23 protein-coding genes are annotated in these 22,854 nt (G+C 68.2%); 11 read left to right on the forward strand and 12 right to left on the reverse strand.

Translation table 11 applies throughout. The features are described 5' to 3' along the window. Positions 1-2: 2 nt before the first annotated feature. Genes OG394_RS22740 through OG394_RS22760 form a run of 5 tightly spaced genes read right to left on the reverse strand, consistent with a single transcriptional unit; the run spans position 3 to position 5,884 of the window. A complete protein-coding gene (locus OG394_RS22740; protein ID WP_328989047.1) occupies positions 3-1,373 on the reverse strand; it encodes an NAD(P)(+) transhydrogenase (Re/Si-specific) subunit beta in 1,371 nt (456 codons plus the stop codon). Further along, positions 1,370-1,684, reverse strand: coding sequence for an NAD(P) transhydrogenase subunit alpha (locus tag OG394_RS22745; protein ID WP_328989048.1), 315 nt, complete (start codon positions 1,682-1,684; stop codon positions 1,370-1,372). Before OG394_RS22745 ends, OG394_RS22740 begins: the two co-directional genes overlap by 4 nt. Beyond that, entirely contained in the window at positions 1,681-2,805 is a 1,125-nt protein-coding gene (locus OG394_RS22750; RefSeq protein WP_328989049.1) for an NAD(P) transhydrogenase subunit alpha, read from the reverse strand. The genes OG394_RS22745 and OG394_RS22750 overlap by 4 nt, the downstream gene beginning before the upstream one ends. Positions 2,806-2,850: 45 nt before the next feature. Then, positions 2,851-4,191: a dipeptidase gene (locus tag OG394_RS22755; RefSeq protein WP_328989050.1), complete on the reverse strand. Its 1,341-nt coding sequence runs from the start codon at positions 4,189-4,191 to the stop codon at positions 2,851-2,853. A gap of 10 nt (positions 4,192-4,201) precedes the next feature. Continuing rightward, a complete protein-coding gene (locus OG394_RS22760; RefSeq protein WP_328989051.1) occupies positions 4,202-5,884 on the reverse strand; it encodes a BTAD domain-containing putative transcriptional regulator in 1,683 nt (560 codons plus the stop codon). Positions 5,885-5,977: 93 nt separating this feature from the next. Between OG394_RS22760 and OG394_RS22765 the strand changes: the two genes are divergently transcribed. Further along, positions 5,978-6,277, forward strand: coding sequence for a putative quinol monooxygenase (locus OG394_RS22765; protein ID WP_328989052.1), 300 nt, complete (start codon positions 5,978-5,980; stop codon positions 6,275-6,277). 15 nt (positions 6,278-6,292) lie between these two features. On the opposite strand, the gene OG394_RS22770 is transcribed toward OG394_RS22765, so the two are convergent. From OG394_RS22770 to OG394_RS22795, 6 genes are all read right to left on the reverse strand, one after another. Then, positions 6,293-7,825 (reverse strand): serine/threonine-protein kinase, encoded by a 1,533-nt coding sequence (locus OG394_RS22770; RefSeq protein ID WP_328989053.1) that lies wholly within the window; start codon positions 7,823-7,825, stop codon positions 6,293-6,295. Positions 7,826-7,931: 106 nt separating this feature from the next. Beyond that, positions 7,932-8,435: a S26 family signal peptidase gene (locus OG394_RS22775; RefSeq protein WP_328989054.1), complete on the reverse strand. Its 504-nt coding sequence runs from the start codon at positions 8,433-8,435 to the stop codon at positions 7,932-7,934. Beyond that, a complete protein-coding gene (locus OG394_RS22780; RefSeq protein ID WP_328989055.1) occupies positions 8,432-10,240 on the reverse strand; it encodes an ABC transporter ATP-binding protein in 1,809 nt (602 codons plus the stop codon). Before OG394_RS22780 ends, OG394_RS22775 begins: the two co-directional genes overlap by 4 nt. A 3-nt stretch (positions 10,241-10,243) precedes the next feature. Further along, the gene (locus tag OG394_RS22785; protein ID WP_328989056.1) at positions 10,244-10,813 is read right to left on the reverse strand and encodes a TlpA family protein disulfide reductase; all 570 of its coding nucleotides are present in this window, start codon (positions 10,811-10,813) and stop codon (positions 10,244-10,246) included. 12 nt (positions 10,814-10,825) lie between these two features. Further along, positions 10,826-11,353 (reverse strand): MauE/DoxX family redox-associated membrane protein, encoded by a 528-nt coding sequence (locus OG394_RS22790; protein WP_328989057.1) that lies wholly within the window; start codon positions 11,351-11,353, stop codon positions 10,826-10,828. A 102-nt stretch (positions 11,354-11,455) separates the two neighbouring features. Further along, positions 11,456-11,662, reverse strand: a complete 207-nt coding sequence (locus OG394_RS22795) for a hypothetical protein (RefSeq protein ID WP_328989058.1) — start codon at positions 11,660-11,662, stop codon at positions 11,456-11,458. Positions 11,663-11,929: 267 nt separating this feature from the next. On the opposite strand from OG394_RS22795, the gene OG394_RS22800 reads away from it, so the two are divergent. The 10 genes from OG394_RS22800 (at position 11,930) to OG394_RS22845 (ending at position 20,935) form a co-directional block, all read left to right on the forward strand. Further along, a complete protein-coding gene (locus OG394_RS22800) occupies positions 11,930-12,715 on the forward strand; it encodes an AfsR/SARP family transcriptional regulator (RefSeq protein ID WP_328989059.1) in 786 nt (261 codons plus the stop codon). Positions 12,716-12,848: 133 nt separating this feature from the next. Continuing rightward, a complete protein-coding gene (locus tag OG394_RS22805) occupies positions 12,849-14,018 on the forward strand; it encodes a hypothetical protein (RefSeq protein WP_328989060.1) in 1,170 nt (389 codons plus the stop codon). Between the two features lie 63 nt (positions 14,019-14,081). Then, positions 14,082-14,348: a metallophosphoesterase family protein gene (locus OG394_RS22810; protein ID WP_328989061.1), complete on the forward strand. Its 267-nt coding sequence runs from the start codon at positions 14,082-14,084 to the stop codon at positions 14,346-14,348. Further along, entirely contained in the window at positions 14,345-14,488 is a 144-nt protein-coding gene (locus tag OG394_RS22815) for a hypothetical protein (protein WP_328989062.1), read from the forward strand. The genes OG394_RS22810 and OG394_RS22815 overlap by 4 nt, the downstream gene beginning before the upstream one ends. Positions 14,489-14,593: 105 nt before the next feature. Then, the gene (locus OG394_RS22820; RefSeq protein WP_328989063.1) at positions 14,594-15,724 is read left to right on the forward strand and encodes a histidine kinase; all 1,131 of its coding nucleotides are present in this window, start codon (positions 14,594-14,596) and stop codon (positions 15,722-15,724) included. Positions 15,725-16,016: 292 nt separating this feature from the next. Further along, on the forward strand, positions 16,017-16,766 hold the full coding sequence (locus OG394_RS22825; RefSeq protein WP_328989064.1) for a LytR/AlgR family response regulator transcription factor: 750 nt from the start codon (positions 16,017-16,019) through the stop codon (positions 16,764-16,766). Beyond that, complete coding sequence (locus OG394_RS22830; RefSeq protein ID WP_328989065.1) at positions 16,763-17,176, forward strand: hypothetical protein; 414 nt, start codon at positions 16,763-16,765, stop codon at positions 17,174-17,176. Before OG394_RS22825 ends, OG394_RS22830 begins: the two co-directional genes overlap by 4 nt. Positions 17,177-17,187: 11 nt before the next feature. Continuing rightward, the gene (locus tag OG394_RS22835) at positions 17,188-18,732 is read left to right on the forward strand and encodes a sodium/solute symporter (protein ID WP_328989066.1); all 1,545 of its coding nucleotides are present in this window, start codon (positions 17,188-17,190) and stop codon (positions 18,730-18,732) included. Positions 18,733-18,947: 215 nt separating this feature from the next. Continuing rightward, the gene (locus tag OG394_RS22840) at positions 18,948-19,292 is read left to right on the forward strand and encodes a DUF485 domain-containing protein (RefSeq protein ID WP_328989067.1); all 345 of its coding nucleotides are present in this window, start codon (positions 18,948-18,950) and stop codon (positions 19,290-19,292) included. 20 nt (positions 19,293-19,312) lie between these two features. Then, positions 19,313-20,935: a solute symporter family protein gene (locus OG394_RS22845; RefSeq protein WP_328996859.1), complete on the forward strand. Its 1,623-nt coding sequence runs from the start codon at positions 19,313-19,315 to the stop codon at positions 20,933-20,935. Positions 20,936-21,233: 298 nt separating this feature from the next. Here OG394_RS22845 and OG394_RS22850 read toward each other — a convergent pair whose 3' ends face one another. Beyond that, positions 21,234-22,763: a CYTH and CHAD domain-containing protein gene (locus OG394_RS22850; RefSeq protein WP_328989068.1), complete on the reverse strand. Its 1,530-nt coding sequence runs from the start codon at positions 22,761-22,763 to the stop codon at positions 21,234-21,236. Between the last annotated feature and the right edge of the window lie 91 nt (positions 22,764-22,854).

Below are 22,854 nucleotides of genomic sequence, written 5' to 3' on the forward strand. Positions count from 1 at the left end.
CGCTAAACCGACTTCACCGCGGCGAGCAGTTTGCTGAGTGAATCGCGTGCGTCGCCGAACAGCAGGGTGGTGCGCGGGTCGTACAGCAGTTCGTTCTCGATCCCGGCGAATCCCGGCCGCATCGAGCGCTTCAGGAAGATGACCTTCTTGGCCTCGTCGGCGTTCAGGATCGGCATGCCGTAGATCGGCGCGCCCGGGGAGTTGCGAGCGGCCGGGTTGACGACGTCGTTCGCGCCGACCACCAGCACCACGTCGGCCTGTTTGAAGTCGCCGTTGATGTCGTCCATCTCACGCAACTGCTCGTACGGCACCTGGGCCTCGGCCAGCAGTACGTTCATGTGCCCGGGCATCCGGCCCGCGACCGGGTGGATCGCGTAGTCCACGCTGACGCCACGGCTCTGCAGCTCGTCGACCAGATCGCGCAGGGTGTGCTGCGCCTGGGCGACGGCCAGACCGTAGCCGGGCACGATGATCACCTTCTGCGCGTAGCCGAGCAGGATCGCGACGTCCTCGGGCCCACCGGAGATCACCGGCCGATCCGATGCCTCGCCGCCACCCAGGGTCGAACCGCCCTTGACCGCGCCGAAGAGGATGTTGAAGACCGACCGGCCCATCGCGTCGGCCATCAGCTTGGTCAGCAACGTACCGGCGGCGCCGACCAGCGTGCCGGCCACCAGCAGCAGCGTGTTGCTCAGCACGTAACCGCCCGCGGCCACGGTCAGACCGGTGAACGCGTTCAGCAGCGAGATGACGATCGGTACGTCGGCACCACCAACGGGCAGCACCAGCATCACGCCGACGGCGAGACCGATGACACACAGCAGTACGCCGACCAGCGCGACCGGGTTGGAGACCAGCCACACCGACAGCGCGATACTGCCGAGCAGGCCCGCGATGAACACCACCGGCAGCCCCGGGAAGGTGATCGGCCTAGTGGTCATCAGCTCTTGCAGCTTGGCGAACGTGACGATCGAACCCGAGAAGCTGATCGACCCGACCAGAATCGTGAAGGCCGTCGCGATCGCGGCCACGGTCTGGCCCTCGTTCACGTCGCCGAGCTCCATCAGCGCGACCAGCGCCGCGGCGCCACCGCCGACGCCGTTGAACAGCGCGACCAGTTGCGGCATGTGCGTCATCGCGACCCGACGTGAGCCGACCACACCCGCCACCGAGCCGATCAGGATCGCGATCAGGATCGGCAGCACGTGATCGGGCTTGTACGCGAAGAACGTGACGACCACCGCGAGCACCGCACCGGCGGCACCGAGCCGGTTACCGGCCCGGGCGGAACGCGGTGAGGAGAGCGCCTTCAAAGCGACGATGAAACAGACCGCGGCGACCAGGTAGCCGAGGTGCGCCCAGGTGGAGATCACTTGGTGATGCCCTTCTTCTTGCCAGCGGCGCCGGCGGGGCCGCGGAACATCTTCAGCATCCGGTCGGTGACGACAAAACCGCCCACCATGTTGACGGTTGCGAGCAGTACGGCGAGCAGGCCGACGATGACGACCAGGGTCGACTCGGCCTGGCCGGTGACGATGATCGCGCCGACCAGGATGACGCCGTGGATCGCGTTCGCGCCGGACATCAACGGGGTGTGCAGGGTCGAACTGACCTTGCTGATCACCTCGACGCCGACGAACGCGCTGAGCACGAAGATGGTCAGCAGGGCGATGGACTCGGTCATGCCAACGGTCCTTCCAGCAGCTCACGGATCGGCTCGTGCCGGATCTCGCCGTTGTGGGTCAGGCAGCAACCGGCCACGATCTCGTCGTCGAAGTCCGGGTCGAACGAGCCGCCGTTGGTCATCAACTGGATCAGGTTCGCGATGTTCTGGCCGTACAGGCGGCTGGCGGGTCCGGCCATCTGGCTCGGCACGTTCGCGCCACCCCAGACCAGCGCGTTGCCGATGGTCAGCTCGGTACCGGCCATCGAACCCTCGACGTTACCGCCGGACTCGGCGGCCAGGTCGACCACGATCGAACCTGGTTTCATCCGCTCGACCATCGCCCGGCTGACCAGCATCGGCGCGGTTTTACCCGGCACGGCGGCCGTGGTGATCAACGCGTCGGCCGCCTCGACGTACGGCGTGAGCAGATCGCGTTGCAGCTGGGCCCGTTCCGGCGTCATCTCGCGGGCGTAACCACCCGCGCCTTCGAGGCTGCCGAGCTCGAGCTCGATCGGGATGGCGCCCATCGACGCGATCTCCTCCGCCGATGCGGCACGTACGTCGTACGCCTTGACCACGGCGCCGAGGCGTTTGGCGGTGGCGATGGCCTGGAGTCCGGCCACACCGGCACCGAGTACGACGACCTGAGCGGGCGGCACCGTCCCGGCCGCCGTCATGCTCAACGGGAAGAACCGGGGCAACCGCTCGGCCGCGACGATGGCGGCGCGATAGCCGGCCACCATCGCCTGCGAGGACAGCGCGTCCATCGACTGGGCCCGGGAGATCCGCGGCACCAGTTCCATCGCGAAGGTGGTCAGCTTGGCCCGCCAGGCCGTCCGCACCACGTCGGGCGGATTGGTCGGCAGGAACGAGATCAGCGCCGTCCCGGCGTGGAGCCGGGACAGCCGCTCACGTTCGAGGGGTTGCACCGACACCACGACGGTGGCCGCGTGGTCGGCTCCCCAGGCCACTTCGGCGCCTGCCTGCCGGTAGGCGTCGTCGGAATACAAGGCGCGCTCACCCGCCGCGGGTTCGACCGCTACCTCATAGCCGAGCTGGATGAGTTTGGCGACTTGCTCCGGCACCAGCGCCACCCGGCGCTCCGCCGGTCTGGTCTCTCGCACTACTGCGATCTTCACTCGCGAAAACCTATGCCAAAAGCGGTGCCCGAAGCCAGGCTGGTGCTACTCCCGGTGAGCCAAGTTGACCAAGAGTTGGGCTTCGGCCAGGCAGACCTTGGTGAATTCGGCCAGATGCAGGCCCTCGTCGATACCATGCGCGCGCGTGTCGGGGTCTTCCACACCGGTGACCAGGATCGCGGCTTCGGGGAAGGTCTGGGCGAATTCGGCGATGAACGGGATCGATCCGCCCATCCCCATGTCCACCGGCGCGACACCCCAGGCGCTCTCGAACGCCGACCGGGCCGCGTCGTACGCCGGGCCGTGTGCGTTGATCGCGCAGGGCTGGCCGAGATCGCCGTCGGTCACGGTGACCTCCGCACCCCATGGCGCGTTCTCCTCGAGATGCGTGCGCAGTGCCTCCATCGCCTTGGCCGCGTCGTCGCCGGGCGCGATCCGCAGGCTGACCTTCGCCCGGGCGACCGGGACGAGGGTGTTGCTGGCGTCGGCGACCTTCGGTGCGTCGATGGCGAGTACGGCGATTGCCGGGCGGGCCCAGAGGCGGTCGACGAGCGAGCCCGTGCCGATCAGCCGGACCTGGTCGAGTACGCCGGACTCGGCGCGGAGCCGGTCGACCGGGTAGTCGAGGTCGGCCGCGCGACCCGCGTGCAGGCCGTCGACAGCGACATCGCCGGCGTCGGTGTGCAAGGTGGCGAGCAGTCGGCACAACGCCGTCAGCGCGTCGGGCACGACGCCGCCGAACAGGCCGGAGTGGACCGCGTGCTTGAGGGTGCGGACCTCGACGTAGCAGTCGACCAGACCGCGCAGAGAGATCGTCAGGGCCGGCTGGCCGATCGCGAAGTTGGCCGAGTCGGCGATCACGATGGCGTCCGCGGTGAGCTCGTCGGAGAACTCGTCGAGCAACTGCAGCAGGGTCGGGGAACCGATCTCCTCCTCGCCCTCGACGAAGACCGTCACGCCGACGGGGAGATCGTTGCCCAGGGCACGCACCGCGGCCAGATGTGCCGCGATACCGGCCTTGTCGTCGGCGGCACCTCGCGCGTACAGCCGGCCGTCGCGCTCGGTCGGCTCGAACGGCGCGGACGTCCACTCGGCGGTGTCACCGGTCGGCTGTACGTCGTGGTGCGCGTAGAGCAGCACGGTCGGCGCGCCCTCGGGGGCTGGCTTCTTCGCGATCACGGCCGGAGCGCCACCACCCGCGCTGACGATCTGGGCGGTGAAGCCCTCGGCCTCGAACAGGGCGGCGGTAGCCTCCGCGGAACGCTGGACGTCGGCCGCACGGGCCGGGTCCGCGCTGACCGAGGGAATCCGGATGAGGTCCTCGAGATCGGCACGGACGGAGGGCAGCACGCGGTCGATGGCCGCGGTCAGGTCTTCACGGGTCATGCCGCCTACCTTAGGTCGTCTCGGCGGCACGGCACCTGTCCCGATCGAGGGGACGGCCGACCTCGGCGAACCGGTCGGCAGCCTCCTGCCAGAACGCTCGTGCCCGCTCGAGGTCGCCGTGGGCATGCCGCAGCACTGCGCGCGCCTCCCAGACAGCCGCGTGCGCGGCGCCACCGGGCCAGAGACCGGCCATTCGCTCAGCGTCGTCGAGCCTGCGCTGCGACTGTGCGAGGACGCCGGCGCGGGCGAACGCCTTGGCCGCGGCGACGAGGTATCCCAGCGAGCACGGCGGGCAGACGCGGGTGCCCTCGAGTTCGCGATCCGCGGTCTCGACTCGACGTACCGCGTCCTCCTCGCTGGTCTCGACCAGGAGAGCATGCGTGCGTACGACGAGGTGGGGTCCGAGCCAGGCCGTGTGCGCAATCGGCAGCGCGACGTGGAGTAATCGGCCGGCCTGACCGCGTTCCCCGGCGAGGGCGGCGAGCTCGGCCAGTCGCTGCATCGAAAGCACCTGCCCGGACGTGGCGCCCGCGTCCTCGTAGAGCTGCAACGCCAGCGTGAGCCGGGTCCGGGCCTCGTCGAGCCGGCCGGAGAAGAGCGAGATCTCTCCGGCTAGAAGCGCGCCGATCGCTTCGCCCTGGATGGATCGGTGCTGCTGGGCAGACGAGGACAGCTCGGTGGCGAGGTCGGCGAACTGCTCGTGGCCGTTGGGTCCGCACAGTGCGAACTCCGCAAGGCAGATGTGCGCGTCGAAGACGAAGGAAGCGACCTGGGGTTCGCGCTGGACCGAATCCTCGAAGTCGGCTCGAAACGCTGCACGCCATTCGCCGCGCATGTTCGCCAGGATCCCGAGGATGGCGCTGGCCTCGCCTGTTTCGCGGCCGAGGTGAGCATCGATCGCCAGCGACCGTGCTCGCCCCGCAGTGCGCGCCGAGTCCTCGAGCTGGCCGGAGTTGAGCTGGACGAGGGCGCGCGCGAGCAGGCTTTGGGTGATCTCCCCCGGACTGGGCGGGGCACCCGGGCTCATGGCGAGGGCCTTCTCGTACAGCGTGATGGACGCGCGGTCCGGGCCGACCCCCAGGTCTGCTCGCAATCGGTGCCGCAACTGCTCGAATTGCCGAACGACGGCGCTACGATCCCCGGCGTCGAGTGCCTGTTGCATGAGACTTCGGTGAGCTTGCTCGTCGGCGGGATCAATGGCGAGCACCTCGTACCAGAGCCCGGCCCCCCGCAGCAGATCGAGGTGGAGTCCGCGTAGTCGATCGCGGTGCTGCTCGGCCCACGAGGCGTAACGGTCCTCCGGCAGCAGGTCACCTGGGTATTGAGCCGCGGCGGACCGGTAGCCGGCGCGCGCGGCCAACGCTCGGCGTGCGGTCTTCTCGAACTCCTCGGCATCGACGACGACGCCCGCCGGAAAGAGTTCCATTCGGCCGCCGTGGTCTGCGATCGACGCCGGTGAGCCGAGAGCCTGCCGCGCGTAGTGCAGCGCCTTGCGTAGGTTGGCCGACGCCACGGCCGGCTCGAGGTCGGGCCAGAGCAGCTCCATGGCCTGCTCTCTGAGCAACCGGTGGCCATCGGCCAGCGCGAGCACCTTCACCAGTTGCGCCGCACGGGTGCGGCGCCACAGGCGTTCCGGGACCGCGTGGCCATCGACCCGCACCACGAAACCTCCGAGCAGCAAAATCTCGCACACCGCCACATCGTCAAGGTAGGACGAGGAGGAACGCCCGGGGAACAGCTCATGCCTACCGTCGGATCCATCCAGCCACTAGAGAGGAAGTGCGTGATGGCCGAGCACTACGCGTCAGGAACCTGGCAGGTCAGGGCAGGACTCGAGCAGGAGTTCGTGGAACGGTGGACCGAGTTCCTCCAGTGGACTCGCAAGGATCACCCGGCGATGCTGGCCGCGACCCTGCTCCGGGATCAGAACGTGCCCGGACATTTTGTGTCCTTCGCCGAATGGGCGGACGAGCAGTCCCGCGACATTTGGAAGCAGTCGCCCGACTTCGCGACCCGCTTCGCGGCATGCCGTGCGCTCTGTGAGCACATGACCGGCTCCGACTACGACCGCGAGACAAGCATCTGACCGGAGCGGAAAGAGCTACCTGCTGTTGTTCGTGGCGGAGTTGAGGACCTTGCCGGCGTCGTCGATGTTGGAACTCTGGACCTGGATCCGCAGGCTGTGACCCTCGTCAAGGCCGATATGGCGGTCGTAGATGAATCGCCCGTCCCGGCACTGGTAGAGCCAGGTGCGAGCCGAGTGACCGTTGATCTCCTCCAGCTCGGGCACGTCCGAGGACTCACAGCCGGCCGGCGGAACACTCGGCAGAGTGAGGGTGGGGATGGGGATCCGTCCGATGAAGACACCGGGCGGGGTCGCACCGGTCTTGCCCCAGTTGGCGAGGTCCTCGCCCACCAGCAGCGCGGGCTGGTCGGGCTTGCCCTTGAGGGGCGACCACGTCGTCTTGGACATCTGGGACCACGACCGTGGCACCTCGACGGTCAGCCCCTCATGCTCGACCGTGAACGGCCGCTTCGACATGAAGGTGTAGCCCGCGTAGCCACCGCCACCGCCGAGTACGACGGCCAGCACGATCGCTATCACCCAAGCGAGCCGACTTGGTCCGCTGCGCTCCTCCACAACCGGGGTGTCCGGGTCTACTTTTTCCAGTTGGGCGAGGGCGGTCGGGGCGCCGGCGGCGCTCGTCGGTAGCGCGGTATCGGCCGCGGCGGTCGGCTGGTCGATCAGGCCGGGATTCGGGCCGGGCACAACCTCCGACACACTGACCGAGTCCAGCGCGCCCACGGGGAACTTGCCCGTCTCGTGCGCTTCGGTCAGCGCCGCCCGGAACGCGGCCAGGCTCGGCCAGCGCTGATCGCGATCCGGTTGCAGCGCACGTCGTACGACGGCATCGATCGCGGCGGACACTTCCGGGCGCAGGGTCGCCATCGGGGGCGGCGGCGAGTCGATCCGCAGCACCGCGCCGAGGCTGATCGGCCCGTGTGGGGGCTGACCGGTGAGCGCGGCATACGCGACGGCGCCGAGGGAGTAGAGGTCGGCACGCTCGTCGAGGCGCTCGCCCATCACCTGTTCGGGCGCGACATACGCCGGGGTGCCGCCGGGCATGGTCAGCTGGGAGACCGCGTCCAGGGACTTACCGAGGCCGAGATCGCCGAGCATCGCGCGCTCGCCACCATCCGGCTCGGACTGGAACAGCACGTTCGCGGGTTTCACGTCCCGATGCAGCACACCCCGGTCGTGCAGGTGCTGCAAGCCGGTGCCGACCTGGGTCAGCACGTCCACCACGGTCGCGATCTCCATCGGCCCGGCCTTGATCCGCTCCGCGAGCGAACCGCCGTCCGCATACGTCAGGACGAGATAGGGCCGGCCGTCCTCGGTCTCACCGATGTCGTGCACGCCGACCACGTGCCGGGACTGGACCCGCCGGAGGAACCGGCCCTCGGCGATGAACCGGCGACGCACGTCGTCCTCGTCGATCCAGTTCTCCGAGAGAACCTTGATCGCGACCTCGGCATCGAGTTGCTCGTCACGGGCCAGCCAGACGGTCGCGAAACCCCCTGCACCCACCCGGCGGACCAGGGAGTACCGGCCGAGATGGTCTCGCTGGTCCATACCCGCATTATGCTCGATCAGACCAGTCAACCCGCCGCCGGAGCGGTAGGCAATCGCTTTCCGAATAGATCGGACCAGCCGCTCGCGAGCCAGCAGGACGCCTCGGTCAGCTCGGTTGGGAGTTGAGCTTCACGCGCCCCAGAACGTGCCGGACCGAGACGTAGCCGTAGTGGCGCGAGTCGTTGCTCTGATCGGGATTGTCGCCCGCCACCGCGAGCCGCCCGTCCGGTACGACCGAGCCCTCGGGGTGGCCGGGAACGGCGAAGGGCAGGCGCTCACCGGGCATGGCCGCGACTCGCTTGATCACCTTCTGGGTCGTCCCGCCCTCGCTGGGCAGTACGACGGAACCACGTTCGACGACCTCGTAGTAGCGCGACCGGTTGAGCATCGCGGCCGCGAGTTCCGTCGCGGCAGCGGGTCCTTCGATCACCACCACGTCGCCGGTTCTGAGCCGACCGGGATCGACGCGTCTCGCCAGTACGCGATCGCCCGATTCGAATGTCGGGCTCATACTCGGGCCCACGATCTCCACGCGCAGCCAGGTTCGCCGTACCAACAGCAGAGCAGTAAGGGACACCACGACGAGCCCGGCGAGAAGCCACGCGATCATGACGCCTCCGGCAAGGCCGCCTGGTAACCCTCGGCCTGCAGCTCGAACAAATGGGCGTAGATGCCCTGCCGGCGCAGCAGTTGATCGTGATCGCCCTGCTCGACGATCCGGCCGTCATCCAGTACGACGAGCTGGTCGGCCGCGCGCAACGAGCCGAGCCGATGCGAGATCAGCAGGCTGGTCCGGCCGGTCCGGTGTTCGGTCAGACCGCGATGGACCTCGCTCTCGGCCTCCGCGTCGAGGCCGGAACTGGGTTCGTCCAGGATGACCAGGTCGCGGTCACCGCGGGCATAGGCCCGGGCGATCGCCAGCCGCTGCCACTGGCCGCCCGACAACGTCACGCCGATCGTCATGTCGCCCGTCTGCCCCTGGAAGAAGATCCGGGACAGCAGGGTGTCGTAGCGGCTCGGTAGTGCGGAGATGAACTCGTGCGAGCCGGCCCGGCGTGCCGCGGCCTCGATCGCCGCTTGGTCGAACGAACGGCCCACGTCGCCGAGTCCGATGTTCTCCGCCGCCGTCAGGTCGTACTTCATGTAGTCCTGGAACACCGCGCCGATCCGGTCCCGCAACTCCGCCGGGTCGAACTCGCGGATGTCGATGCCGTTCCACCGGATCGAGCCGCGGACCGGGTCGTACATCCGGCACAACAGCTTGATCAGCGTGCTCTTACCGGCGCCGTTGCGGCCGATCAGCCCGACCGTCCGGCCGGCCTCGATGGTGAGATCGACCCCGCACAGCACCCAAGGCTGGTCCGGCCCATAGCGGAACCAGACGTCGCGAAACTCGATGCCCTCGGCAAGCGTCGGCACCGGGCGAGGTGTCGCCGGGATCGGTAGATCCGGCCCGCTCTCCACCACGAAGAGGTAGCTGCGGAACATCAGCAATTGCTGGTGGGCGTTGCCGATATCGCGCAGCAGACCGGCGACCGCGCTCTGCACTCCGGCGATCGCCGCCACCAGCAAGGAGATGTCGCCGATGCTGATCCGGCCGTTCCGCGCTGCCATCACGGCCCAGAGCAGGGCGGAGCCGGCCAGGACCGAGGTCAGCAGACCGGTGCCGCTCTGAATCGCCAGATCGCGCAGATCCACCCGAGTCTGGCGGCCGTTCGCATCTCGCCGTTCCGACGACATCCGGTCGCGCAGGAATCCCCCGATCCCGAAAAGCCGGATCTCCTTGACCGCCTGCTGGTTGGTGAGCAACTCGCGGTAGAAGAACTCGCGGCGCTCGATCGGCCCGAGCTCGTACTGCATGGTCGCCCGCCGGCGGGCGACGGCCAGCTCGGCGAACAGCACCGGGACGGCCGACGCGAGCACTAGCAGCGGTAGCCACGGAGAGAGAATTACCAATGAGCCAAGGAATCCCAAGGTCATCAGGGCGGTCCTAGTAGTCGACAACGCGGTGCCGACCAGTACGCCGGGTGTCGCGCCGCCGTACTGCTGTGCGAGCCGTAGCTTGTCGAGGAACTCAGGGTCCTCGAACCGGCCCATGCCGGTGAAACGCTCGGTTGCCGCGAACAGACGATCCTGAGCGACCAGGGCGATCCTGCGCTCAGTCTCCTTCTGAGCAAACTGTGTCGAGTACGGCGTCAGCGCGGTGACCAGACCGGCCGCGGCCAGTGCCACGCCGATCCAGAGCACCTGGCCCGACTCGGCCGTACCACTTGTCAGTTCATCGAGTAGTTCCTTGGTCAGCCAGGCTGTCGCAAGAGTCGGTACGGCTCCGACCAGGGTCAGGAACACGTACAGGCAGGTCAGCGGCTTGCTGGTCTCCCAAGTGAGCCTGAGTGCCTGAGCGATGCCGCGCACCGGTCACACCCCCGCGACCGAGGGGGCCAGATCGAGGTCGAGGTCCTGGACCTTCGTACCGGACGTGAGCACGGTGCCGTCCGCGTCGAGAATCGCGAACGCGGGGTAGCCGGAGACGTTCAGCGCCTCGGTGATGCCTTCGTGCGTGTTCTCCTGGAAGACCAGCCGCGAGACCGGCTCGAGCATCGCCCGCTCGGCGCTCAGGTCGTCCTCACCACCGACGAATACCGCCAGCACCCGATCACGACCGCCGGGGAAGCGACGAGCCATCGCGACGAAGTCCGGCCGCCGCTCCTCGCAGGACGAACATCCGTAGGCCATTGCGGCAACCAGGGTGAGACCACCGGTGAGGTCGGCCTCGGTGACCTGCACGCCGTCGGTCGTGACCGAGGTGAAGGGCTTCGATCGTTCGCCGGCCAAGGCCATCACCGGAACGACCGGCGGCTTCACGTTGCCGCGGGCCTCGAACAGCTCGGTGTGCTCACGTAACCGGCGGATGACGCCGACGGTCAGAGCCAGGTTCAGGACCGTCAGCAGACCGGCCAGGATCGCTAGTGCGAGTGCGGGTGACATCGGGAATACCTCCTAGTGATTTGGTCGGAAGAGATCGGCGATCTCGTCGGTCAGCAGCACGGCTCCGGCGGCGACGGCCCCGGTGAGAACGGCACTGACCAGTACGCCGAGGCCGGGCATCGCCTGCCCTGGGTCGAGACCAGCCGCCAGTCCGGTCAGCGCGATCAGCAGCAGTACGGCGTTCCGGGCCACGTGGGGTGGGCCGACGGGCGACGACGAAGACCCGAAGCATTGGCAGGTGACCTTCTGACGCCGTCGTATCGCGGCCACGATGGCGACGGTGAAACTGAGCAGCAGAGCCACGGCGAGCGCGAACCCGACCACGGCCGTCGCCGGTATCACCACCAGCACGACCACCGCGGCCTCACCGGCGATGACGGCCGGAGCGGCCAGCCGGACCGGGATTCCCGGCGCGAGACCGGGCACCGCGGCGACAAAGGCGGCATAGGCCGCGCGGCTCCGAACCTTGCTCGCGAGGGAGACCGCGAAGACGAGCCCGAAGACGAACTGACAGCAGATCAGGGCATAACCGGACAACACGATGGCACCTCGCGGTCTACGATTTGTCAGACCGGGTGTCGCGCCCTGTTCCGTAGGGCGCGACACCCGGTCCTCAACAGGTGGAACTCAGCAGTGGCTGGGTCAGCAGCCGCAACCGCAGCATTCGTACTCGGTGTGCTGGACGCCGTCGCAGCTCCACAGGTGCGCACGACGCCACCACCAGAACGGGCACTGCCCGTTGCACCAGTTGCGCAGCTCGACGCAGCCCTGGGCCGACGCCTGGGCGGTCACCCGCGGCACGACCATTCCGACCAGCTTGTCGCTGAGTCCGGTCAATACAGAACGCATGTTTGCCTCCTTTTCGTTTTGCCGGGAATTCGTGGCACTCGCCACGAATCGAACGTAGGTGGGCCGGGCATCGCATTCGCATGACCACCCGCATGGCTGGGCGCATGGCGACGCGCATGGTTGGTGCGAGGGGCTGGCCTTGGCTGAACGGAACCCTTTTCTGCCTGATGGAATGGCTAGCCAGAATCACCGAACGACGCGCATGCTTTCCCCTCGGGCCACCGTCGTCGGGGGACGCCAAAGGCCGTCTGGGGAGGTCAATCCTGTATGCAGTTCCGGGTGCTCGGAAATGTAGAAGTGGAAACTGAAAACTGTGTGATCGGAATTTCGTCAGCGCCGGTTCGGGGGCTACTCGCCACCTTGATCCTCGAGGAGGGACGAGTTGTCCTGGTGCGGCATTTGCTGGAATCGCTGTGGGACCGGCCGCCCAGGTCGGCACGGAACAATCTGCGGCTGCATGTCGCCCGGTTACGGCGGCAACTCGGGGCGGCCTGCCCCGGGATGAAGGAACGACTCGTGACCGTCTCCGGTGCCGGCGGCGCGGGCTATGGACTGCGGGCCGATCCGGCGGAACTCGACGTCTCCGTGTTCCGCCGGCTGTCGTTACGCGGCGACATCGAACGGCAGGAACGCCGGTACGCCGATGCCGAGCGAACGCTGGCCGAGGCCCTCGCGATCTGGCGTGGCCCGGCGTTCCAGGACTGCACCGCCTCGGAGCAACTGCGGAGCCGGTTCGAGACGCTGGAGGAATTGCGGCTCACCGTGCGGGAGCGGCTCGCGGAGGTGCGGATCGCGCTGGGCCGTACGACCGACCTGGTGCCCGAGATCCACGATCTGCTCCGGATCGCGCCGTTCCGCGAGACGTCCCACGCGAACCTCATCCGGGCCCGCTATCTCGCGGGTGACGTGGATGGCGCCTTCCGGACGTGGTCTCTGGCCGCGACCACCCTGCGGGAGGAACTCGGCGTGGAGCCGTCGGCGGAGCTCTGCGATCTCCAGCACGCGATGCTGCGGCGCGACCGGGAGGCGGTCCAGGTTCCGCGCAGAGACTGACTCGGGCCTCGGGCGGGACAACCTTTTGCCGGGTCGCGGCGTCAAACCGCCGACGTACATCTGCGGCGATGGGACAATCAAGCGTGAGATCCACCAACGGGGCGCCGGCCGCGATGCTTGAATCGGGGCAGGCATGAAGAAGAACCAGAACGCGACGTTGATCACGGTGGCCGCCGCGGTGGCGGTCGCCGCCGTCGTCGCGGGTGCCGCGGTGGCCTCCCGGCAGGGGCCGAGCGACACCCCCTTGAGCGGCAGCGCGGTCCCGCTGCCCGGCAGCCCGAGCTTGAGCCCGACGCCGTCGACCACCCCGTCGGCCACACCGACTCCCACGCCCACGAAGCCGGTCACCGCCAAGAAGGTCCGGCTCGACCTCGACAAGCTGCCCCAGGGGCGCGCGCCGCAGCTCACCTACGTCCGCGGCCGGAAGGTCCTCGGTGGCGCCGGAGAGGAGCTCACCGTGCCCGGCAAGGGGCAGATCGTCGAGGTGGCACGACTTGGCAACGACGTCCTGGTCATGCTCTACAACGACATCGGGAAGACCGAGATGGCGCGCTTCGCCTATGGCCAGGAGTCCGGTCCGCGGGTTCCGGACGTCAGCTCCCTGGTCGTCGACGCGAGCGGCGGCTCGGGCGCCTATGTGATCAGCAAATACGACAAGGATGGCGGCGAGCTTCAGGGCGGCTCTATCACCTTCGAGAACAGCGAGCTCGGCTCAGGCGTCGAGGTGCACAAACTGCCGCGACCGAACGATTTCGAGCTACGAGTGCTCGCCGTCATCGACGGTGTCGTCTACTTCCAGTCCAAGCCGGACCTGCAAACCCCCACCTGGTCCCTGTACACCTGGAAGCCGTCCGAGACCAGGGCCACCCGGGTCAAGACCGTCACCCGGCCGACGGCCCTATCGGACAACGGGCAATTGGCCGCGTCGATCGAATCGCACGCCGATATGTCCACCTGCTCGGCCGTCGCCGCGGTCGCCACGGGCCGGCGCAACCTGCGCACCTGTGACTACTCGATCTCCGGTTTCACCCCGGACGGCAGCGTCGCGTACGGCGGATCCGCTTACCAGGACGGTTACGCCGACGGCATCTCGATCGCGCTCAACACCCAGACGGGCAACCTGATCACCGAGTGGAACGGGCTGTCCTTCCGCGACAGCATCGCCGAGGACGACCAGCACCTGCTGATGATCGTCGACGACGGGCCCGAGACCAACGCCGCCATCATCCGCTGCACCATCGTCGGCGGCGCCTGCGAACGAGCCACCGATCTCTCCAAGGCCGATCTCGTCTTCGGGTCCTGATCGCCTGTCTGCCTTGGGCAGATTGGCGGTCGCAGGTGGTGGTCGGGCGGGCAGACTGGCGAGATGGTGTCGTCTGTTGCGGTGTTGTCGGATATCCACGGCGTGCTGCCTGCGCTCGAGGCGGTGTTGGCCGAGCCGGCGGTTCGCGAGGCCGAGGCGATCGTGCTCACCGGCGATCTCGCGGCCGGACCACAGCCGGTCGAGACGCTGGATCTGCTGGTCTCGCTGGGTGATCGCGCCCACTGGGTGCGCGGCAACGCCGATCGCGAGCTGACGCAGCCGGATCCGGCCTGCCGTTCGTCCGGCAGGTCGATCGGCGTCTGGTGGTGAATCCGGGCAGCGTCGGCATGCCGTACGGCGCCTCCGGTCCGCACTGGGCGCTGCTCCGGGATGGCGTCCAGCTTCGTCGTACGGCGCTCGATCTCGCGGCGGCCTCCGACCGGATCGTGGCCGAGTCGGCGTACCCGTAGGTGGCCGCGTGGGTCGACGAGTACGTGCGGACCAACTACTCCGACGCCGAGGCGCTGGCCGCGTTCACTCCCCGCGCTTCGGGCTGAGGGGCTACCGTCTGGTGCATGTTCGAGCGTCGCAGGCAGCATTTCGGCACCCCGGCCGACAAGGCGACGTACGCCACCTTGCACACGGCATCCCTCGCCACGCCGCATCTGCGCGAGGGCCTGACCCCGGCGGCCGCGGGCCGGGCCAGCAAACACCTGCGCGATCTGCTCGGCACGGCCGCGATCGCCATCTGCGACTCGACCGGCGTGCTCGCGTGGGACGGCGTCGGTGGCGCGTACGAGTCGCACCACCGCGGTGACGTTCGGCAGCTCGCCGCCGCGACCTTGCGGACCGGCCGTACGGCGGTGCTCGGTCCGGGCGATGTCGCCTGCGGAGACCCGCAATGCCCGGTCCGGGCGGCCGTGGTCGCGCCGATCGTGACCGAGGACCGGGTCGTCGCCGTACTGGTGGCGTACAGCCCGCGCTCATCGGCGGCGCTGGTGCGTGCCACCGAGGAGGTCGCGGCGTTCGTCTCCGGCCAGGTCGAACTGGCTGAGCTGAACAAGGAACGCACCCGGGCGATGGAGGCCGAACTGCGCGCGCTCCGGGCCCAGATCAGCCCGCACTTCATCTACAACGCGCTGGCGGCGATCGCGTCGTTCGTGCGGACCGATCCGGAACGGGCCCGCGAGCTGCTGCTCGAATTCGCCGACTTCTCCCGGTACGCGTTGCGCCGCGGTGGCGAGTTCACCACGCTCGCGGACGAACTGCGCAACGTCGAGCGCTACCTCGTGCTCGAGCAGGCGCGGTTCGGCGACCGCTTGACCGTGTCCCTACTGATCGCGCCCGAGGTCCTGTCGGTAGCGATCCCGTTCCTGGTCGTACAACCCCTAGTCGAGAACGCCGTCCGCCACGGCCTGGAGGGCACCACCGGCGTCGGCCGGATCACCATCCGGGCCAAAGACAGCGGTTCCGAAGCCGAGATCAGCGTCGACGACGACGGCGCCGGCAGCGATCCCGAAGTAATCCGCGCCGCGCTCTCAGGCGAATCCGACACCGAGTCAATGGGCCTCGGCAACGTAGACGCCCGCCTACGCCAGGTATACGGCGACGCCTACGGCCTAGTCGTCGAAACCGCCCCCGGCGCCGGCACCCGCGTAACCTTCCGCGTCCCCAAATACTCCTCCGGCGTCCACGCCACGGCCTAACCCCCACCACCCTGCACACGTGCGGTTCGGGGCTTGGTGCCGTGGGCTCGGCGTCCACAGGTGGCGCATTCCGCGTCCGACCGTCGCATCGGTTTCCACACGAGCGGACGCGTCATGACGGGACCACTCGCGGCGGGTTCGGACTCAGTCGGCGCCCGTGGTCGGGTGCACCACCTTCCCCGCGAGTGGACGCGTCCGCGCAGCTCCTCTACCGCGCGTGGGCGGGGAGGGTGGCGCTCTGGGGGAAGGGGACTACTCGCGGTGGAGGGGGGTGGAGATTAGCCTGTGGCTCATGGTTGAGCCTTCGGTTCCGTTGCGCGCGCTCGTCGTTGATGACGAGGAGCCTGCGCTGGCCGAACTCGTCTACCTGTTGTCGCGGGATGACCGGATCGGGCCGATCGAGACCGCGTCGAATGGGCCGGACGCGCTGCGGATCCTGCAGGCCTCGGCGATCGACGTGGTGTTCTGCGATATCAAGATGCCCGGGTTGGACGGGATCGACCTGGCCCGGGTGCTGTCGAGGTTCGCGAGCCGCCCGCGGATCGTCTTCGTCACGGCGTACGACGAACACGCGGTGGCCGCCTTCGACCTGGACGCGACGGATTACGTGATGAAGCCGGTTCGGGCCGAGCGGTTGGCCGAGGCGGTCCGGCGGGTTGTCACGGGTGCCGCGGCCGCACCGGCCGGCGAGGATCCGGCCGACGACGAGGTGATTCCGGTTGAGCTGGCCGGGGTAACCCGGTTCGTGCCGCGCTCGTCAGTTCGGTATGTCGAGGCGCAGGGGGATTACGCGCGGCTGCATACCGGGCAGAACTCGCATCTGGTCCGGATCCCGCTCAGCACTCTGGAGGAACGCTGGCGGACGGCCGGCTTCACCCGGATCCATCGCAGCACGTTGGTCGCGCTCGCGCATGTGGACGAGATGCGGGTGGAAAGCGGCCGGTGTTCGGTCCGTGTCGGCGAGGACTGGCTGCCGGTGAGCCGTCGGCATACCCGTGAACTGCGCGACCTGCTGGTCCGCTCGACGTCGCTGCGCGGATGACGACCACACCTCCCGAAGGCCCGCGGCGGGTTGCTGGTGGGGATGTGCCGCGGCGGGTGCGGGTTACGAGTCCGCGGGCCGGGGCGGCGCGGCGGCAGGCGGCTCGCGGTGGGACGCGGGAGATTGACGAGCAAACGCAGGTCGGCGATCTCTACATGCGTTCGCTGATGCACTCGCAGCTGCGCCTCGCGCTCAAGATCATCGTCGCGACCGGCGTCTTCCTCGGCGCCCTGCCGCTGCTGTTCGCCCTGGTCCCTGCCTCGCGCACCCTGAACGTCATCGGCATCCCCCTGCCCTGGTTGTTGCTCGGCGTCGTCGTCTACCCGGTCGTGTACGTCGCCGCGCGGATCTACGTCCGGCATGCCGAACGCATCGAGGCCGAGTTCACCGAGTTCGTCGGACGGCGCTGATGTCGTCCGCGATGAGCCTGACCGCAATCGGGCTGGTGATCGCCGCAACCATCGGTATCGGCCTATTCGGCTTGCGGATCTCCCGAACCACCAGTGACTTCTACGTCGCCAGCCGAGCGGTTTCGCCACGCTGGAACGCTTCTGCGATCAGTGGCGAGTACCTATCGGCCGCATCGTTCCTAGGCGTCGCCGGACTCATCCTGGTCAACGGCGCCGACATGCTCTGGTTCTCGGTCGGCTACACCGTCGGCTATCTCATGCTGCTAGTGCTGATCGCGGCGCCGCTACGCCGGTCGGGCGCCTACACCCTGCCCGACTTCGCGGAGACCCGTTTCGAGTCGAACGTCGTACGGCGAACCTGCTCGGTGCTGGTAGTCGGCATCGGCACGCTCTACCTCCTGCCGCAGCTACAGGGCGCGGGTCTGACCGTCCAGACCGTGACGGGCGCACCGACGTGGGTGGGCGCGTTGATGGTCGCGGTGATCGTGGTGATCAACGTGGCCGCGGGCGGCATGCGCTCGATCACCTTCGTCCAGGCGTTCCAGTACTGGCTGAAGCTCACCGCCCTCGCGACGCCGATCTTCGTGATCCTGATCCTCTGGGGTTCGTCCGGCCAGCCCGGCGGCGTACTCGACTCGCTGCACGGCGCCGGCGCCGAATGGGCCGAACCACTTTCCCGCGCGAACGGTCGCGAGCACCCGCTCTACGCGACGTACTCGCTGTTGCTGGCGTTGTGCTTCGGCACGATGGGCCTCCCGCACGTACTCGTTCGCTTCTACACGAATCCCGACGGCCGAGCCGCCCGCCGTACGACGGTGGTGGTGCTCGCGTTGCTCGGCTCGTTCTACGTTTTCCCACCGCTGTACGCCGTACTGGGCCGCACGTTCACCCCGGAACTCGTCGAAGGCGCCGCCGACAGCGTGGTGCTGGAACTCCCGGGCCGCGTCTTCCCCGGTACGGCAGGCGATCTGCTCGGCGCACTGGTCGCGGCCGGGGCTTTCGCGGCGTTTCTCTCGACCTCGTCCGGGTTGACCGTCGCCATCGCGGGCGTGATCGACCAGGACCTATTGCGGGCACGCCTTCGGAAGTTGACTGGCGGGGATTACGTCGCGGTCAACAGCTTCCGGATCGCGGCGTTGATCGCGGTCATCGTGCCGTTCATCGCGTGGAAGTTGATCGGATCGCTCAGCCTCGCGGATACCGTCGGACTGGCGTTCGCGGTGGCGGCCTCGACGTTCTGCCCGATGCTGGTGCTCGGGATCTGGTGGCGCCGGATGTCCACGGTCGGCGCCGCGGCCGGGCTGATCGTCGGCGGTGCCGCCACCATCACCGCGGTACTGGTCAACGTCATCGCCCGGCCGCCGGAAGGCTGGCGCGGCTGGGGTGGCGCGCTGATCGCCCAGCCCGCCGCCTGGACCATGCCGCTGGCCTTCGGCACCGTGATCGTCGCCTCGCTGCTCACCCCGCACAAGATCCCTGCCGGCACCTCCCGCAGCATGGTCCGCCTCCACACGCCCGAAGCCGTTGACGTAGACCGCAGCTTCAACCACCTCTAACGCGATCTCTGAGCCTGCGGTAAGTCGTTGGCGGACCGTTCGTCGTACGGATGGTGCCGTTCGTCGTAGGGGGCGGGGCCGCCGGGCGAGGGGTGGGGGCCGCTCAGCGACGGATGCGCGTGGGTGCTGGGCAGGCCGGGTGACGTGGCGCACAGTCGGTCGCAGCATCCCCTGCGCCGGTCTCCGCCCGGCCCGATCTGTCTGGAGGTCCCGCGATGAGTGATACGCGCAGCGCGGCCGGCGACCCGGACCTGTCGTCGTTCCGTGATGTCCAGATTTCCCCGGACTTCACGGAACTTCGCCGCAGGTTCCGGCGGTTCGTCTTTCCCATGACCGGCCTGTTCCTGGCTTGGTACTTCCTCTACGTCCTGCTCGCCGACTACGCCCCGGGCTTCATGGCCACGAAGGTCTTCGGCAACATCAACATCGCCCTGCTGCTCGGACTCGGCCAGTTCGTCTCGACGTTCGCCATCACGATGATCTACGTGCGATGGGCGAACCGGCAGGTCGACCCGGCCGCTGAGCGCATGCGCCAGCTGATCGAGGGAGAGGGCCTGTGAACGCGCCCCAGTTGTTGCCGATGGCAACCGAAATCGGTAACCCGACGGTCAACATCCTGATCTTCGGCCTGTTCGTGGTGGCGACGCTGGCGATCGTGATCCGTGCGTCGCGGAACAACCGCACCGCCGCGGACTACTACGCGGGCGGCCGCTCCTTCACCGGACCGCAGAACGGCATCGCGATCGCCGGTGACTACCTCTCGGCCGCGTCCTTCCTCGGTATCGCCGGCGCGATCGCGATCAACGGCTACGACGGCTTCCTGTATTCGATCGGCTTCCTGGTCGCCTGGCTCGTCGCCCTGCTGCTGGTCGCGGAACTGCTGCGAAACACCGGCCGGTTCACGATGGCCGACGTCCTGTCCTTCCGGCTGAAGCAGCGGCCGGTCCGGATGGCCGCCGCGTTCTCCACGATGGTGGTCTGCTTCTTCTACCTGCTCGCGCAGATGGCCGGTGCTGGTGGCCTGGTCGCCCTGCTGCTGGGCATCTCCAACCGCACCGGGCAGAGCCTCGTGATCGCGGTCGTCGGCCTGATCATGATCACCTACGTCCTGGTGGGTGGCATGAAGGGCACCACCTGGGTGCAGATCGTGAAGGCCGTGCTGCTGGTGATCGGCGCGGGCATCATGACGCTCTGGGTGCTGGCGAAGTTCAGCTTCAACCTGTCGTCGCTGCTCGGCGCCGCAGTGGCGAACAACCCGACCGCGGGCGAGAAGCTGCTCAGCCCGGGTCTGCAGTACGGCGCTACGGGTATCAGCAAGCTCGACTTCATCTCGCTCGGTCTCGCGCTGGTGCTGGGCACCGCGGGTCTGCCGCACGTGCTGATGCGCTTCTACACGGTGCCGACGTCGAAGGAGGCCCGCCGCAGCGTCACCTGGGCCATCTGGATCATCGGCATCTTCTACCTGTTCACGCTGGTACTCGGCTACGGCGCCGGCGCCCTGGTCGGACCGGACGCGATCAAGGCCGCACCCGGTAAGGCCAACTCGGCCGCGCCACTGCTCGCCTACCACCTCGGCGGCGAACTGCTGCTGGGCGTGATCTCCGCGATCGCCTTCGCCACCATCCTGGCGGTCGTGGCCGGATTGACCATCACCGCGAGCGCGTCGTTCGCCCACGATGTCTACGCCCAGGTGATCAAGAAGGGCCAGATCAACCCCGATGGCGAGGTCCGGGTCGCCCGGATCACCGTGCTGGTGATCGGCGTGATCGCGATCATCGGCGGCATCTTCGCCAACGGGCAGAACATCGCCTTCCTGGTCGCCCTGGCCTTCGCCGTGGCGGCGAGCGCGAACCTGCCGACGATCCTGTACTCCCTGTTCTGGCGGCGCTTCAACACTCGCGGCGCCCTGTGGAGCATCTACGGCGGCCTGGCGTCCTCGATCCTCCTGATCGCCTTCTCCCCGGTCGTTTCGGGCAAGGTCGACGCGAAGACCGGCGCGAGCCTGTCGATGATCACCGACGCGTCGGTCGACTTCCACTGGTTCCCGTTGGACAACCCGGGCATCGTCTCGATCCCGCTGGCCTTTTTCCTCGGCTGGCTGGGCACCGTGACCAGCAAGGAGCCCGTCAACGTGGACAAGTTCGCCGAGATGGAGGTTCGCTCCCTGACCGGGGCAGGGTCCGAGAAGGCGGTCCAGCACTGACCACCCCTCCACCCAATAACTGACTGAAGGAGACCACAGACTCCACCGGCCCAGCCGGTGGCCCAAGACCCGCCCCCTCCCCTGAAACAGGTTTCGCCGCCGGCCGCTGACCCCATCAGCCGGCGGCGAAATCTTTTCCACAACAGGCCGTTGGAGGCCTCGTCGGGCAGGTCGCCGGTGGCCGCGTCGCCAGATCGATTCGAACATGTTTTCGATAATAGGCACAGCCGCCGACAGTTTTCGAGTCACCGCCCGACGATGGTCCGGAATACGTGCAGCGACCCCTCAGAGGGGCAGCTCAGAAGGGAAAGTCCAGCGGCCAAACGCCCTCGAACGCCCGCACCGCTTCCTCCCCCGCGACCTGCTCCAAAGCGTGCAAACGCCCCAGAGTAAAGGCGTTTCCACCATCCAGGTGCACCTGCACGGCCAACTGCCGCAGCAGCTCGCGCGCCACCACCGTGTCCTGATAACTGCCGAGAACTTCCTGGATCTGCTCCGCCGAGGCGGCCAGCGCGGTCGCCTTATCCCCCAGCACAACGGCCGCCGACTCACCCGCGTAGCGCAACCGCTTGGCCGCCTTGCGCACCTCGTGCCGCTCGACCTCCACAGCGTCCGCCACCGACTGCGCGGACTGTTCATTGGCACCAAGCTCGGCGGCACGCATCCGGTCCACGGCCCGACGAATCCGCTTCCAGTCATGCTTCAGCAGGGAGACAACAAGGTCCGGCGTCTTCTTCGGTTTGAGATCCGCGGCCGCCTCGGTAAGCGGCGGATCGGCCACCAGCGCGTCCAAATCGTCCAGCAACCGCAAGTACCTCTCGGTCTCCAACGTCTCCAGCGCCACCTTGTGTGCGGCCTTGTACGTCGCCCGCAAGTGGTCATCGATAGCACCCGCTACCCGGCCCATCACCAGCTCGACCGGCTCGGCGGCGACCGAAGCGGCCAGCCGATCCCGGATCACCTCGGTATCGCGCATCCCACCAAGCTCGCCCGCCAACCACTTCAACTCAGCGCGGATCCGATCACCCTCGACTCGATCGATCACCGGCCGATACGTGGCCAAGGCCGAACGCAGCCGCCGCGTCGCGACCCGCAGCTTGTGCACGCCCTCCGGCCGATCGCGGCGCACCTCGGGATCACGCCGGTGGATCGCCGCCACCTGCTCAGCCGCATACGCCCGGAACACGTCAACCGCGGTCGGCTTCTCCGGCAGCTCCCAGGCCGCCCGCACAGGCACCCGATCCCCGAGGGCCCGCGCCAATTTGCTCGGACCCGCGGCCGGCTCAGCCCCTGCCTTGCGCAACACCGGCTCGGCCGCGGCCAACAGCTCGCGCTCGCCGTCGACCAGCTCAAGCTCCCACTCGCGCCAGACATCCGGCTCGGCGCCCGCGATCTCCGCCGTCACCTGGTCATCGCTCAGCTCGGCCAGTACGGCGTCATCCGCACCCACCAGCCGATGCACCACCCGATGCGTCCGCAAGGTCACCACTGGCGCGAGAGCCCGATCCCGGACGTGTACGCGGACCATTCGAACCAGCTCGATCGGCACCGAACGGACTGCCCGGCCGAGCGGACGCCGTACCTCCAGACGCTCCCCCGTCGCGACCGGGAACTTCACATGCCAGCCGGCGTCATCCCCACCCGTCCGTCGTCGCAGCGTGATTCCCGCGGCAGCCAGGTCGTACGCCTCGGTGTCGAAGTAGACCGCCTCGAGGTCATGCTGCTCAGGCTGAGCCACCCGCACAACGCCCGGCAATTCGTGCAACGCGGGCAGCGCGATCCGCTCGCCCACGTCGTACTTGGTCTCGATCTCCAGCTGCTCGCCCATACCCCTTCCTACCAGCCCACCCCAACCCCCGCACCCCGTTCATCGGGCCCTCGGGACCAGGCGTGTCGTGGTTCATCGGTCCCTTCTGACC

Origin of the sequence: Kribbella sp. NBC_01245 (genome assembly GCF_036226525.1) — a bacterium.
In the GTDB taxonomy this organism is placed as follows: domain Bacteria; phylum Actinomycetota; class Actinomycetes; order Propionibacteriales; family Kribbellaceae; genus Kribbella.

Coding starts and splice junctions, on each gene's coding strand:
- OG394_RS22745 (WP_328989048.1), bottom strand. CDS start 1,684: ATGACCGAGTCCATCGCCCTGCTGACCATCTTCGTGCTCAGCGCGTTC.
- OG394_RS22755 (WP_328989050.1), bottom strand. CDS start 4,191: ATGACCCGTGAAGACCTGACCGCGGCCATCGACCGCGTGCTGCCCTCC.
- OG394_RS22765 (WP_328989052.1), top strand. CDS start 5,978: ATGGCCGAGCACTACGCGTCAGGAACCTGGCAGGTCAGGGCAGGACTC.
- OG394_RS22770 (WP_328989053.1), bottom strand. CDS start 7,825: ATGGACCAGCGAGACCATCTCGGCCGGTACTCCCTGGTCCGCCGGGTG.
- OG394_RS22775 (WP_328989054.1), bottom strand. CDS start 8,435: ATGATCGCGTGGCTTCTCGCCGGGCTCGTCGTGGTGTCCCTTACTGCT.
- OG394_RS22785 (WP_328989056.1), bottom strand. CDS start 10,813: ATGTCACCCGCACTCGCACTAGCGATCCTGGCCGGTCTGCTGACGGTC.
- OG394_RS22795 (WP_328989058.1), bottom strand. CDS start 11,662: ATGCGTTCTGTATTGACCGGACTCAGCGACAAGCTGGTCGGAATGGTC.
- OG394_RS22800 (WP_328989059.1), top strand. CDS start 11,930: ATGCAGTTCCGGGTGCTCGGAAATGTAGAAGTGGAAACTGAAAACTGT.
- OG394_RS22805 (WP_328989060.1), top strand. CDS start 12,849: ATGAAGAAGAACCAGAACGCGACGTTGATCACGGTGGCCGCCGCGGTG.
- OG394_RS22810 (WP_328989061.1), top strand. CDS start 14,082: ATGGTGTCGTCTGTTGCGGTGTTGTCGGATATCCACGGCGTGCTGCCT.
- OG394_RS22820 (WP_328989063.1), top strand. CDS start 14,594: ATGTTCGAGCGTCGCAGGCAGCATTTCGGCACCCCGGCCGACAAGGCG.
- OG394_RS22825 (WP_328989064.1), top strand. CDS start 16,017: ATGGTTGAGCCTTCGGTTCCGTTGCGCGCGCTCGTCGTTGATGACGAG.
- OG394_RS22830 (WP_328989065.1), top strand. CDS start 16,763: ATGACGACCACACCTCCCGAAGGCCCGCGGCGGGTTGCTGGTGGGGAT.
- OG394_RS22835 (WP_328989066.1), top strand. CDS start 17,188: ATGAGCCTGACCGCAATCGGGCTGGTGATCGCCGCAACCATCGGTATC.
- OG394_RS22840 (WP_328989067.1), top strand. CDS start 18,948: ATGAGTGATACGCGCAGCGCGGCCGGCGACCCGGACCTGTCGTCGTTC.
- OG394_RS22845 (WP_328996859.1), top strand. CDS start 19,313: ATGGCAACCGAAATCGGTAACCCGACGGTCAACATCCTGATCTTCGGC.
- OG394_RS22850 (WP_328989068.1), bottom strand. CDS start 22,763: ATGGGCGAGCAGCTGGAGATCGAGACCAAGTACGACGTGGGCGAGCGG.